Origin of the sequence: Streptomyces sp. NBC_00310, assembly GCF_036208085.1 — a bacterium.
Lineage (GTDB): Bacteria > Actinomycetota > Actinomycetes > Streptomycetales > Streptomycetaceae > Streptomyces.
The window spans coordinates 899,603-912,382 of sequence record NZ_CP130714.1 but is presented as its reverse complement, the minus strand read 5'-3'; the positions used below and the strand labels follow the sequence as shown (position 1 = coordinate 912,382).

At 67.0% G+C, this 12,780-nt stretch carries 10 protein-coding genes, 1 tRNA gene and 3 pseudogenes; 12 read left to right on the top strand and 2 right to left on the bottom strand.

The features are described from left to right. The first annotated feature begins 4 nt into the window (after positions 1-4). The 6 genes from OG202_RS03940 (at position 5) to OG202_RS03915 (ending at position 5,692) form a co-directional block, all read left to right on the top strand. Positions 5-721 carry a PIG-L deacetylase family protein gene (locus OG202_RS03940; RefSeq protein WP_327731330.1) on the top strand — a complete coding sequence of 239 codons (717 nt, stop codon included), beginning with the start codon at positions 5-7 and terminating at the stop codon, positions 719-721. Positions 722-724: 3 nt separating this feature from the next. Then, positions 725-1,459, top strand: coding sequence for a WbqC family protein (locus OG202_RS03935; protein WP_327731331.1), 735 nt, complete (start codon positions 725-727; stop codon positions 1,457-1,459). After that, entirely contained in the window at positions 1,456-2,565 is a 1,110-nt protein-coding gene (locus OG202_RS03930) for a glycosyltransferase family 4 protein (protein ID WP_327731332.1), read from the top strand. Before OG202_RS03935 ends, OG202_RS03930 begins: the two co-directional genes overlap by 4 nt. Further along, positions 2,558-4,210, top strand: a complete 1,653-nt coding sequence (locus OG202_RS03925; RefSeq protein WP_327731333.1) for a proline--tRNA ligase — start codon at positions 2,558-2,560, stop codon at positions 4,208-4,210. The genes OG202_RS03930 and OG202_RS03925 overlap by 8 nt, the downstream gene beginning before the upstream one ends. A 192-nt stretch (positions 4,211-4,402) precedes the next feature. Then, positions 4,403-4,477: transfer RNA gene (locus OG202_RS03920), tRNA-Thr, on the top strand. 114 nt (positions 4,478-4,591) lie between these two features. Beyond that, a complete protein-coding gene (locus tag OG202_RS03915; RefSeq protein ID WP_327731334.1) occupies positions 4,592-5,692 on the top strand; it encodes a UDP-N-acetylglucosamine--N-acetylmuramyl-(pentapeptide) pyrophosphoryl-undecaprenol N-acetylglucosamine transferase in 1,101 nt (366 codons plus the stop codon). 3 nt (positions 5,693-5,695) lie between these two features. On the opposite strand, the gene OG202_RS03910 is transcribed toward OG202_RS03915, so the two are convergent. Next, positions 5,696-6,085 (bottom strand): HIT family protein, encoded by a 390-nt coding sequence (locus OG202_RS03910; RefSeq protein WP_327731335.1) that lies wholly within the window; start codon positions 6,083-6,085, stop codon positions 5,696-5,698. A 243-nt stretch (positions 6,086-6,328) separates the two neighbouring features. Between OG202_RS03910 and OG202_RS03905 the strand changes: the two genes are divergently transcribed. From OG202_RS03905 to lexA, 3 genes and pseudogenes are all read left to right on the top strand, one after another. Then, positions 6,329-7,213: a DUF6417 family protein gene (locus OG202_RS03905; protein WP_327731336.1), complete on the top strand. Its 885-nt coding sequence runs from the start codon at positions 6,329-6,331 to the stop codon at positions 7,211-7,213. Between the two features lie 86 nt (positions 7,214-7,299). Then, positions 7,300-7,797 (top strand): lamin tail domain-containing protein, encoded by a 498-nt coding sequence (locus OG202_RS03900; protein WP_327731337.1) that lies wholly within the window; start codon positions 7,300-7,302, stop codon positions 7,795-7,797. A gap of 546 nt (positions 7,798-8,343) precedes the next feature. Further along, positions 8,344-8,868 (top strand): annotated as a pseudogene (gene lexA, locus OG202_RS03895) (transcriptional repressor LexA); the annotation flags it as partial. Positions 8,869-9,002: 134 nt separating this feature from the next. On the opposite strand, the pseudogene OG202_RS03890 reads toward lexA, so the two are convergent. Further along, positions 9,003-9,638: pseudogene (locus tag OG202_RS03890) on the bottom strand (transposase); the annotation flags it as partial. Between OG202_RS03890 and OG202_RS03885 the strand changes: the two are divergent. From OG202_RS03885 to OG202_RS03875, 3 genes and pseudogenes are all read left to right on the top strand, one after another. Continuing rightward, a pseudogene (locus OG202_RS03885) lies at positions 9,595-9,963 on the top strand (transposase); the annotation flags it as partial. The pseudogenes OG202_RS03890 and OG202_RS03885 sit on opposite strands and share 44 nt — an antisense overlap. A gap of 404 nt (positions 9,964-10,367) precedes the next feature. Continuing rightward, positions 10,368-11,564 carry a hypothetical protein gene (locus OG202_RS03880; RefSeq protein ID WP_328222287.1) on the top strand — a complete coding sequence of 399 codons (1,197 nt, stop codon included), beginning with the start codon at positions 10,368-10,370 and terminating at the stop codon, positions 11,562-11,564. After that, positions 11,561-12,736: a caspase family protein gene (locus OG202_RS03875; protein ID WP_327731339.1), complete on the top strand. Its 1,176-nt coding sequence runs from the start codon at positions 11,561-11,563 to the stop codon at positions 12,734-12,736. The genes OG202_RS03880 and OG202_RS03875 overlap by 4 nt, the downstream gene beginning before the upstream one ends. The last annotated feature ends 44 nt before the right edge of the window (positions 12,737-12,780 follow it).

Sequence of the window (12,780 nt, the reverse complement as noted above, 5' to 3'; positions counted from 1 at the left end):
CCCGGTGCCCCCAACACCCGAGGCCGAGCGGGTCGTCGCGTTGGTCGCGCACCCCGACGACGCCGAGCTGATGGCCTACGGAACGCTGCGCCGCTACCGCCAACTCGGCGCCGCAGTGACCGTGGTGATGGCCAGCCGCGGCGTCAACGGCGTCTCCCTCGCCGACGCGGCCCGCGGCCTCCGCATCGCCTCACAGGACCGCTGGGACGAGGTGCGCCAGGCCTGGGACGGCACAGGCGCCGAGATCACCTGTCTCGACCTGATGGACGGGGCCCTGCGCGCCGACCGCGACCTGATCTCGCGCGTGGAAGGCGAACTGGTCCGCCTCGGCTGCACCACGTTGATCACCCACAGCCCGACAGCGGCCAACGACCACCAGGACCACCTCGCGCTGGGCAAAGCCGCCTCCAACGCCGCCACCCGGGTCACCTCATGCCACACCGTCCTCTACGGCCAGCCGCACGCGCCCCGCAGCGGCTTCCACCCCACCGTCCTCATCGACATCAAGCCCTTCCTCGACGCGAAGGTCCTCGCTCTGTCCCGGCACGCGACGCAAGGCGGCCGCTGGTACCTCAGCGAGGACTACACCCGGCACCGCGCCGCCGAGTCCGGCTGGCGGCTGCGCCCGGCCGCAGCCGCGCTGGGCCACCCCTTCGAGGCCTTCGAGACCCCTCTGCTCACCCTGCTGCACCCGCCCTCGCACCCGGCGGAAAAGGAGTAGCACGTGATCTACATCGAACAGCCGCCGTTCCTGCCCTGGCTCGGGTTCTGCGAGGCGTTGATCGGCTGCAGCACCGTCGCCCTGTATGACACGGTGCAGTACACCGAGCGCGGCTGGCAGAACCGCAACCGCATCAAGACCGCCCACGGCGTCACCTGGGTCACCGTCCCGGTCACCCGCCGCCACGGCCAACTCCTGCGCGAGACACGGATCGCAGAGAGCTTCGATCCCGCCAGCATGCTCAAGACCCTGCGTCTCGCGTACGCCCGCACCCCGCACCTGGACGAGGCCCTCCAAGCCATCGCCCCACCTCTGTCGGCCGGCCACCGCTGGCTGGTCGACCTCAACCTCGACCTGGTGACCCAACTCGCCGTCGCCCTCGGCGCACAGACCACCCTGCGCCTGACCTCCGAGATGCCCCACACCAACACGGCCGACAAGAACGAGCGCCTGGTCCAGATCTGCGCCCATGCCGAGGAACAGCAACTGTGGGCCGGCGAGGGCACCCGCCAGTACCTCGACACCTCCGCGCTCGCCCAGCACGGCATCACCGTCGTGTGGAACGAATTCGCCGCCCGCCACCCCCACTACGTCCAGGCCTGGCCGCGGCAGGGCTTCAAGCCGGGCCTGTCGGTCATCGACGCCGCCTGCGCGGTGGGCTGGGCCGGCCTGGCGGTCATGCTGCGCGCCGCCTTCACCTCGCACCGGTCCTGCGCACCGCTGGGGGAGCCCCGGTGAGCCGCCCCCGCATCATCACCGGCATTGATCTGCCCCTGGAGCCCTCCTGCGGCTCCACCATCTGGGCGAGCGACGTCTACCAGCAGCTGTCACCGCGCTTCCACGCCACCTTCATGGCCCTGCTCGGCTCGAAGCCCTGGAAGCACGGCTTCGAACAGACAGTCACCCTCACTACGGGCAAGGAACCGTACGGGCCACACTTCGATACGTACGTGGCGGAGCTGACCGGCGAAGTCGAGGAGATCCTGCGCGCCCACCGAGCCGACGTGATCCACGCCCAGCATCTGGGCTTCGGCCTGTCACTCGCGTTCGCCCGTGCCGCCCGCAGCACGCCGATGGTCTCCATCGCCCACGGAACCGACGTCATCGCCGCCACCGACAGCGAGCAGGCCCGCGCGGCACTGACCGAAATCGTCACAGCGAGCACAGCCGTGGCCGTGCCCAACAAGGCCATGGCCGGCCAGGTCGACGCCCTCACCGGCGGCCACTTCACCGACCGGCTCGTGATCATCCCGTGGGGCATCCCCCTGCCCGCCACACCCACCGCCCGGCCCGCCGACAGACAGAATCTGCGGCTGCTGCACGCCGGCCGTCTGGACCGCAACAAGTCCACCATCACCGCGATCGAGGCGCTGGCACTGACCCGCCACGACCATCACCTGACCGTCATCGGCAGCGGCAGCGAACTGCCGGCCCTGACCGCGCGGGCTGCCGAACTCGGCCTCACCGGCCGAGTCCAGTTCGCCCCCTTCCTGCCGCGCCAGGACCTGTGGACGCGCTTCGCCGACTTCGACGCCTTGGTGTTCACCACCGCCCAGCTTGAGGCGTTCGGTCTGGTCGCCGTCGAGGCCCAGGCCCACGGCCTGCCCGTCGTGTTCGGTGATCTGCCCGGACTGCGCGACACCCTCGGCTCCGGCGGCCTGCCCTACACCACCGGCGACCCGCACGCCCTGGCCGCCGCTGTCGACCAGATCGCCGCCGCACCCCACACGCGCCGGGCACTGTGCGCGGCCGCGGCCGCCAATGCCCTCCGCCACGACATAGCCGCGACCGCCAAGCAACTGGACGCACTCACAACCAAGGTGCTGGGAGCCGGCCATGACTGACACTCCGCTGTACGCCAGCCAGCTGTGGCCCCCCGTGCGTCCCCGGGCGGTGAACGCCACGCTGACCACGATGAACCTGCTCGAGTCCCTCGGCTTCGTCGGCCGGACCGCCGCCACCGGCGTCCACACGCTGCTGCCGCTCGGCCTGCGCGTCCACGACCGGCTCTCCCGCATCGCCCGCGACGCGTTCGAGGACCGCGGCGCGAACACCGTCGCCTTCCCCACGCTGCAAAGCCGCACCCTGTGGGAGGAGTCGGGCCGCTGGGACGTCTACCAGGCCGAGGGCACGCTGATGACGACCCGCAGCCGCAGCGGCGAGGACATGTGCCTGGCCCCGACCTCCGAGGAGATCGCGGTCGCCACCGTGCGCGAACACCTGCGATCCCACCGCGACCTGCCCGTACGTCTCTACCTGAGCACCGCCAAGTTCCGCGATGAGCTCTCCCCGCGCGGCGGCCTCATGCGAGGCCGCGAGTTCGTCATGGGGGACGCCTACACCTTCGACACCAGTGCCGAAGGGATGCGCGCCTCGATCGACTTCCTCAACGACGCCTGCCGCGCCGCCCTGCTGGGCATGGGCCTGACCGGCGTGTTCCAGGCAACCGCCGACGGCGGATCCATCGCCGCCGGACCATCCACCGAACACCTCGTGCTGGGCGGCATCGGGCAGAGCGGCATCCTCGCCTGCGACCACTGCGGGCACCGCGGCGACGGCGCCGTGATCGCCGGCCGTCCCCACGTCTGCGACGACCCCGTGGTCAACGTCATCGCCTTCGCTCTCACCCGTCCGGACGGCTCCATAGCTCCTGCGGCCGTGGCCATCCGCTCAGACCTGAACGTCAGCCCGCGCAAACTCGCCGCCGCCTCCGGCGCAGCCCGCGTCGACCTCCTTCAAGCCGACGCGCTGCCCGGCCTGTTCGGAAAACAGGCGGGGACGCTGACCCCCTGGGACTGCTCACACACCGAGCTCTACTTCGACACCTCCGTCGCCCACCTGGACGACTTCTCCATCTCCGACGGAGCCGACGGACTGCGCCCTCACCTGTCCTGGGCAGGCCCGCCGGGCCTGCCCCCGCTCAAGCCGGAGGGCACCGCCCTGCACCGCGCAGCCGAAGGCATGGGGTGCGGCCGCTGCGACAACGGCCGCTACCACACGATCCGCGCCATCGAAGTCGCCCACGTCTTCGAACTCGGCACCCAGTACTCCGCCCCCATGGGCCTCACCGTCCCCGTCCCCGAGGGCAACCGCGGCCCCGCCCACATGGCCTGCTCCGGCATCGGCATCACCCGCTGCCTGCAAACCCTCGCCGACCTCCACCGCGACCACCACGGACTGCGCTGGAAACCCGGATGCGGCCCCGCCGATCTCCACCTCATCGTGCTGCGAGCCGACCTGCCCGAGATGCGCGAGCGCACCGACCGGATCGTCCGACAGCTACGGCAGCACGGCATCCGCCTGCTCGTCGACGACCGGCCGGAAGCAGCAGGTGAAAAGTTCGCCTACGCCCGCCAGGTCGGCGTCCCCCACGCCCTGGTCCTCTCCCCGCAGCAGACCGACACCACCGTCGAGGTCATCGACCGCTGGTCCAGCCGCCACGACTCGATGCCCGTCAGCCAAATCCCCAGCCTCCCCAGCACCCGCTAACCGAGCAACCAGACGAAAAAGCGTCCGAGTGATGCCGTCGCGAACCACATCGGCGGCATCCAAATTCGCACGCCGAAAATCAATTCCATATCACATCAGAAACCGACAGAAGAAGTGGCTGAAATTTGCGGCCAATTACCCTCAGTGCGTTGACTGCCCGGTCCATTCATGCCTAATCTCGTGTAACGCCGACGGGTCGTAGCTTAAGTGGCGGAGCACGGCAAAAGTCTTGCCGAGGAGCCGGTTCGAGTCCGGCCGACCCGACCAACAGCAGCAGCACAGCAGCCCGATGGACCGTCCTGCATCTCGTACCGGCACCCACTCTCGCCGGGACAGACAGTCCATCAAAAGACCACGACCAACTGAACCGGACACGGTGCAATGAAAATTGGAATCACCGGCGGCGGCAGCGCCGGGCATGTCGTCCCCGCTCTCGCGGTAGCAGCCCAGCTAAGCCAAGACAGCACACACAAACTCGTCTTCTTCGGCCGCTCGGACAGCATCGAGCAGGAATACGCGAAGAACGCGAATATGCCTTTCCGGCCGGTCCCCTCAGCAGGTCTGAAACGCTACGGCTCCTGGAGCAACCTGCGCATGCCATTCACCGTGCTGCGCGGCATCGGCGCTGCCTGGAAGGCCGTGCGGCGCGAGCGCCCGGACGTCGTCTTCAGCAAAGGCGGTTACGTCACCGTCCCCGTCGGCATCGCGGCCTGGCTGTACCGGGTACCCCTCGTCATTCACGAATCCGACCACTCGCTCGGCCTCGCGAACACCATCCTCGCCCGCATGGCCTCCCGGGTCTGCCTGTCCCTCCCGCCCTCCTCCTCCGCCCCGCGCTGGCTCAACAGGAAAACGGTCTTCACCGGACTTCCGCTGCGCCACGACCTCGCCGACGGCAACCCAGACCGGCTGCGCCAGCACTGGGGTCTCAAGCCCCACATCCCCGTTCTGCTGATCTTCTGCGGCAGCCAGGGCTCCACCCGCATCAACGACGCGGTGCGCCGCCAGCTCAACCAGCTCTGCGCCCACTTCTCAGTCATCCACGTCTGCGGCACGGGCAACCTCGACCCCGCCCTGGCCGGCGTCGAGAACTACCGGCAACTGGAGTATCTGCACGAGGAGATGACCGATGCGCTCTGGCTCGCCGACCTGATCATCGGCCGTGCTGGAGCAACAACCCTCGCCGAGATCGAAGCCCTCGCCAAGCCGGCCGTGCTCATCCCCCTGCCTGCCTCCGTCAGCCGCGGCGACCAGCTCGACAACGCCCACGCCTACGCCAGTCGCCACCCCGGCCGGTGCCTTGTCATCCCCGACGACGAAGCACTGACGGATGGAGCCAAACTGACCGAAGCGTGCGTGCGTCTGGCCAGCGCCTCCGGCGACACCCAGCAGCCCGACCGCACAGAAATCCACCGCGCCGCCGGCCTGGTAGCCACCGAGGTGCTGGCCGTGGCCAGGCCGCGGCCCACACGCAACCGGTAGCGATCAGCCGTCGTGGTGCCCGTACATCGCCAGGATCTCCTTCTCGGTCTCACCCCGGTGATAGACGTGCCAGTGCATGTGCTGCGACTCCTGGTACAGGCCCTCGTTCGTGGTGATCGACGCAGCGCCGTGCTCCGCCCTCACCTTCCCGGCGACTTCCCGGACGACGTCCATGACCTCAAGGAGAAGATCGGCGTTGTCCTCCCCGAGGTCCACCAACGACGGAACGTGCACCTTCGGCACCACCACGATGTGCACCGGATGCGATGGCCTGGTGTGGTGGAACGCCAGCACCCGGTCCGTCTGCGTCACGACCTTGATGTCCACCAGGCCAGGGATGGCTTGGTGGCAGTAGAAGTCTGAGATCGCGGCGGGAACAGCAGCTGAGGTCACAGTAAGTCACTTTCCGTATCGTGCAGTAACGGGGCAGCTAGATTACCGCCCACCTCAGCAGTCCCAGTGCTGACCAAGAAGACCGAGCCCTGCAGCACGCGATGCCATCAGGACGGCTCCGGTTGGAGGCCCCCTGAGCACGCGCGGTTCGTGAGACCGGCTGCCCCGCTGCGTGGCGGTCAGGTGAGGAGGTAGCGAAGGTGCTGGCGAGGTGACGACAGCGGCGAAGGTGATGGCGGCAGGGTGAGCGGCCGGGTAGGTGGGGCCGCCTACGACGCCCTGCGCAAGACGCTGGGCGCCATGAAGCTGAAGGACCGCGGGATCTCCTACGGCACCGCTGGCAAGGAGGCAACTGTTCGTCCGGAGGCCAGTTTTGGCGGTTCGTTGCTTACGCCCGTCATGCCTCGTTGGAGCCCTCGAGCGCTGATCTACGGGGAGGGGGAGAGGGGGCCTATGGGTGGTGGGGTGCAGGTTCTCGCTGTGCTCGGGGCGCTGGAGGAACGGGCGCGGGCGTCGGTGCATGGCTGGGTCCTGGACGCGGATGTGCTGCCGATGAGGCAGAGCGTGCGGGCGCTGGCGGACCGGGGGCTGGTGGAGATCGCCAGCAGGGAGGACCGGGCAGAGCTGTCGGCGTGGGAGGGCACCGCAGTCCTGTGGGCGGCCCGCGTCGCCCCGGCCGGCCACGACCTCCTGCTCTACGCCCGCTTGCGCCCCTGTCCCGAGGCCGCTCCGGAAGAGCCGGGCCCCGAACACCGGCTGGTGGAGCTGCGGCCGTCACAGATGGCGGCACTGCGCCTGTTCGTCGGCCTCGCCGGCCAGTTGCGAGTACCGCTGGCGGAGGGATTGGTGGAGCGAGTACGTATGGCCCGGTGTGATCACGGGGCGAGGCGGTGGCAGCTGCATCTGACGGCTGCGCAGATGGAGTCGGTGGCGTACGGGTTCTGGCTGCACCGGATGACCGGATCGGCGACGGAGGCCAACCACTTCACCCGCGACTACGGAATCACCCACCGCCCAGCCCCCGCGTCCCTCGCGGCGGCACCTGTCGGCAGGTCACCAGCCGGGCGGATAAGCAGGGACCGGTCGCCGACCCTCGTTAAACCGAGCCATCCTCCGCCACCCGAATGAGTGACAGCTCCTCTGACGTGCAACTGCCGAAGGCGCCCTGCAGTCCTCCACATGCAGCACCGTTCGTTCCACCGTGGAGGACCATCTTGCGTAAGCGCTCCATCCTGGCCGCAGCCGTCACCGCCGGCACTGTTGCCGCCCTGGCACCCACCGTGTCCGCTCAGGCCGCCGAGTACAGCTCGGCACTCAAGGTCCGCGGGGTGCAGTACGACGCACCCGGCCGGGACTCCAACAGCTGCTCCTCCGGCAACACAGCCGCCGAGTACCTGACGGTCAAGAACTACTCCTCCACGGCGACCGTCAACCTCAAGGGCTACGTCGTCAAGGACGCCACCGGCAACCGCTTCACCTTCCCCGCCAACCACTACCTCGAGCCCGGCGACTACGTAAAGCTGCGCGGCGGCCACGGCAGCGACTCCGACAAGTACAACGTGGTCTACCGCGACAACTGCAACTTCCTGTGGAACAACGACCGCGACACCATCTACCTGTACAAGCCCTCCGGCAACCGGGCAGACGTCCACTCCTATACCAAGAGCGGATCCGACCCCGACGGCGACGGCTACATCCGCTACCACGACTGAGCCGTCTCCCAGCAGGCATCGGTCTGCCCGGACACTTCTACACGGCAGCGAATTCGAGCAGCTTGCCGACCTCTTAGGCGTGGCGGTAGGGCGGGAAGCGGGGGAGGAGATCCTCGACGAGGCTGACGCAGTGGTCCGGTGCTCCCAGCGTCGGCGAGCGAGCCGGACGCGTCAGTTCGAGCGGACCAATGTTTCCGGGTAGACGTCGGAGCCGTCACGGGGCGGCTCCGGGTCGGCGACCTTCACGGGCTGGGGTCTCGGGAGAGTCCAGGCCGCCCCGGAGGAGCGTGCGTTGACCGCTCTCGCCGCTGGAGATGAATACGAACTGACCCGATCCGCCCTCGGGTTGGCCGGCTGCCCATTTCACCCTTACGTGGGCGGAGGTGTTCGCTGGAGTCGGGTGAAGTGGGGGACCCGCGATCACTTGACGTGGCGGGATGCCGCCTTATCTGGCTGCATGCGGGGCTGGTCGAAACGGTGTTCCATTTGCGCTGGATGGCGGGTTAGGGTCGCTTTCCGTAAAAATCTTGCAGGGAGGTGACCGGGATGGAGAACAGCGCGCCCGTACGCCGGGGCCGTCCCCCGGGCCCCCGGAACGCCGAAGGGGAACTGACGAGCCGCCAAGCGGCCATCGTCCGCTACATCACGGAGTCGGTCGACCGACAGGGCTACCCGCCGTCGATGCGGGAGATCGGCAAGGCCGTGAAGCTCGCCAGCACGTCCTCGGTCGCCCACCAGCTGATGGCTCTCGAACGCAAAGGTGTTCTCTATCGCGACCCGCACACCCCCCGCGCCTACCGCGTGAGGCCCTCCTGGGCGCCCGACCTGGGAAATAGGAGCGAACGCCCGGTCGAGGTGCCGCTCGTCGGACGGATCGCCGCCGGCGCCCCGCTGCTCGCTGAGGAGATGGTTGAGGACGTCTACTCCATGCCCCGCCAAGTCGTGGGCGACGGCGATCTGTTCGCCTTGACGGTCTCCGGCGACTCCATGATCGACGCGGCGATCTGTGACGGCGACATCGTGACCGTCAGGCGGCAGGACAGCGCCGATCACGGGGACATCGTCGCTTCTAGCGGGGTCAACCGTCGTGCAGCGTGATCCGATGAGGATTCGTGCAGCTCAGCAGCAGCGCGAAGGACGCTACCGCGTGCAACAGGTGTGGCGCTATCACCCGATCAGGTAAGAGGTCGTTTTCTCCCGTTGTTTCATCCCGGGATGGGGAGTTGGTCCGGTGATGTCGGGTCGCGCCAGGAGATGGTGGACTGACTCACCGGTGAGGCGGTGGGCCATCAGGTCGCACATGGCCATGTGGATCATGGCCTTGGAGCGGGCGGGGAGGGTCTCATAGTCGCGGGCCAGGCGGCGGTGGAGCATCAGCCAGCGATAGGTCCGCTCGACCGTCTACCGCTTCGGTACCGGAGTGAATCCCCTGGCCCCGGGGGCGCGTTGGACACTTTCCATGTCGATGCCAAGGGTGGCGGCGTGCTCGACGAGGTATTTGCGGTAGCCGCCGTCTACCCATACCTTCCGGATCGAGGCGTGGTCAGCGGTGCCCCGGTCGAGAACTGGGTGCCGGCCACGGAGTCCTGCACGCTCGCTGCGGTGACCAGTACCGCGAGGAGGAGGCCAAGGGCGTCGGTCACGATGCTGCGTTTCCGGCCCACGATTTTCTTGCCCGTGTCGGTGCCCTGGCTTGAGACGGAGACGCTGGTGGCGGCCTTCACGCTCTGCGCGTCGATCACGCACGCGGACGGTTCGCTGTTCCGGCCCTCCTGCTCGCGTACCAACTCCGGTGATCGCAGTCTCGTCCTGCTGGTCATGGTCACTCCCGCCCATGCCCAGGAGTCCCTGGCGGCACGGGAGTTGCTGTTCCGCCTGGCCCTGCCGCACCCGGAGATCGCCATCGTCTGGGCCGACTCCGCCTGCGCCAGGAACGGTCTGGTGCCCTGGGCGAAGCAGTACCTCGACATCACCATCAACACGGTGCGGCGCCCACCAGACGCCAAGGGCTTCGTCGTTCTCCCGCGCCGCTGGGCAGTGGAACGGTGCTGGTCGTCGATCATGAGGGCCCGCCGTCACTGCCGCGACCAGAACGGGTGCTTGAGATGAGCGAGTCTCTGATCACTTGGGCGGCAAATCACGTTGATGACACGGCAGCTGACCCGCCGCAAGGCCCGTCCCGCCGAACGCCGCGACGTCGCCCACAGCTACGTGATACCGGAAGCCGCCTGATCTGCCGTCAGGGCCGTTTGCGGCAGCGGGGCATCAAGCTCGGGGCGTGGATCGGCAACCAGCGCTCCCGGGCAGCAACCTCACCCCGGAGCGGGAGGAGCAACTCTCCAACATCGGCATGCGCTGGTCGTAAAAGGAGATGGTTGATTGGGCAACAGTCCAGACCATATGGGGTGCGCCATCACCGCGCCACGTCCCCCTCTCAGGACCCTCTGTACGTCTCGGCTGGCGCCGATCCTGTCAGGAAGCGGAAGAGGAATCAGCGATCTATCCTGACGCTATGGGCCGGCATGTCCAATATCCCAATTGGGCTTCCTCTGGAGGCTACGGGAGGCAAGATGCCCATCGTCTTCATCCACGGAGTCAACAACCGTAAGGGCCCTGGCTACGATCAGGTAGTAGGTACTCGCGACGCCCTTTTTCGAGACGTTTTCCTAGCAGCGGCAGGGCTGCCGGACACCGGTGTCATCAACCCGTACTGGGGTGACGCTGGGGTTCGCTTCGCCTTCAATCTCGATTCTGTCCCCACTGGCAGGGAACACGCCGTAACCCTTGGCTCCGCAGGGCAGGACTCCTTCTTCTTGCTGGCTGCTGCGGCATCCGCAGCAGCCCCAGATGCTCCCCTTCCGGATGCTGTACTGCTCACCTTGGCGCGGCTAGACCTCGATGCCGCCCTCGATCTGCTGTACCTCGCCGCAGTGCATGTGGCTGAGGGCGACGAGGCTCAATCGGTGGCGCTGGCCGCCCCGCTGGCCCAGTACGCCCTCGCGCATAGAGCGGCTCCGCCTCCCTGGCTTGCGCCGACTGAACCGCCCACGCTTGTTGATGACGAGCAGTTCATCCGCCGCCTCCAAGAGGATCTTCAAGCCGCTGAACCTGAGCCAGTAGGGCCTCCTGTAGTACGACTCGGCTTCATCGGGGAGGTGTGGGAGCGAGTGCGGGAAGGCGTCGATCGCCTGCACCACGAGGCGGCCGATTTTGTGGGAAAGTCCGCATGGAACGCCGTACGCGAGCTGCTCGTGCCCACAGTCCCCCGTTTTCTCGGTGATGTGTTCGTGTACCTCGAGGGACGCGGGAGCACTTCCGATCCCGGGCCGATACCGGACCGGGTGATGGCTGCCCTGCAAGAGGGCATGAGGGGGCGTACCGCAGATGACCCTTTGATCGTCGTTGGCCACAGCCTGGGTGGAGCGATCGCTTACGACATGCTGTCGAGGTTCTGTACGGACACGACCGCAGACGTTCTCTGCACAGTGGGCTCCCAGGTAGGACTGCTGGAAGAAATGAAGGTTCTCGCAGTAAGTGACGACGACACAGCAGGGCGCAAGGTGGCCAAGCCGCCTAATGTCGAGCACTGGATCAACGTCTTCGACTACAACGACGTGCTGTCATACAAGCTGGAGCCGATCTTCGCCGACGTGATCGACTACAGCTATCCAAGCCATGACCTGCTCAGAGCCCATGGTGCTTACTTCGGGCAGCCATCGTTCTTCCAGCGTTTGGGCGTCCGTGTCCAGGAGGTACGGGGACGATGACCACAGTCCTCGATAAGCAAACGAGGGACGCGGCCGTGCACGCCTTCGTGATAGGTGTCGGCGCCTACAGACACCTGCCTGGTGGCTCGGGACCATTGATGGCGAACACGCTGGGACTTGAGCAGATCCAAGAGCCTGCGCTGTCAGCTCGTGCTTTCCTGGACTGGCTCACCGGCGACTACCCTCACCCTTCAGGCGTGCCGCTGGGCAGCATCGAGCTGTTGATGTCGACAAGCGACGACCCCTACAGATACGACGGCCATGACATAGCGCCGGCAGACCTTCCCAACGCCCAACTCGCGGCCAGCAGTTGGATCGAACGCTGCAACGCAAACAAGGCCAACGTCACCCTGTTCTACTTCTGTGGTCATGGCTTCGCTCGGGATCACCAGTATCTCCTCTTGGAGGACTTCGGCCAGGCACCGCTAAATCCGATGTCGACGAGCATCGACCTCAACCGAATGCGGTACGGCATGGCCAGGTGTGAGGCGGACACTCAGATTTTCATCTCTGACGCATGCCGCCAGGTGAAATGGGACTTGCTCAAAACATTTGACACCCTTGGAGACCCGCTCATACCACCCATCATGGGGGGCAACGCCGACAGGAACACGCCGGTCCTACTTGCCACCCGCAAGGGCGGTACCGCCCTCGGAGCGCCTGGGCAGGTCACATATTTCACGCAAGCACTCCTGGCCGCGCTCCGCGGCGCAGGGGGCGAGGACCCCGGGAACAACGACACGTGGGTGGTCCGTTATCGCAAGCTGGCAGATGCCGTTCAGGATCTTCTGACCTACGGCCCCTTCGGTCCGGCCACAGGGGAGCGCCAGTGCTGCCGCACAGACGGCGAGTCGGAGAACGTGATTCTGGGCCACCTTCCTGGACCGCCCTTGGTGTCCCTCCAAATCGACTACGACCCTCCCGAGAGCGCCGAGGTCGCGACCCTCAGCCTTGACTCATCTCACCGAAACTTCCACCAAACCAGGAATCAGATAGCCGGTCCATGGCAACTGAAGGCTCCGGCCTCTTGCTGGTACCAGCTTCAAGCCTCCTACCTTGATGGAACGTCTTGGTCACGCCCCGTAGCAGTGCTGCCGCCGCTGCCTCGTGTGCCCGCGGTTCACACACGGCGGAGCAACGCCCCATCAAACCTGGCACCTGACGCGCCGTGATTCGGCACACGTCACGATCCAGGGGGGAAGCGCACAGAAAGTGG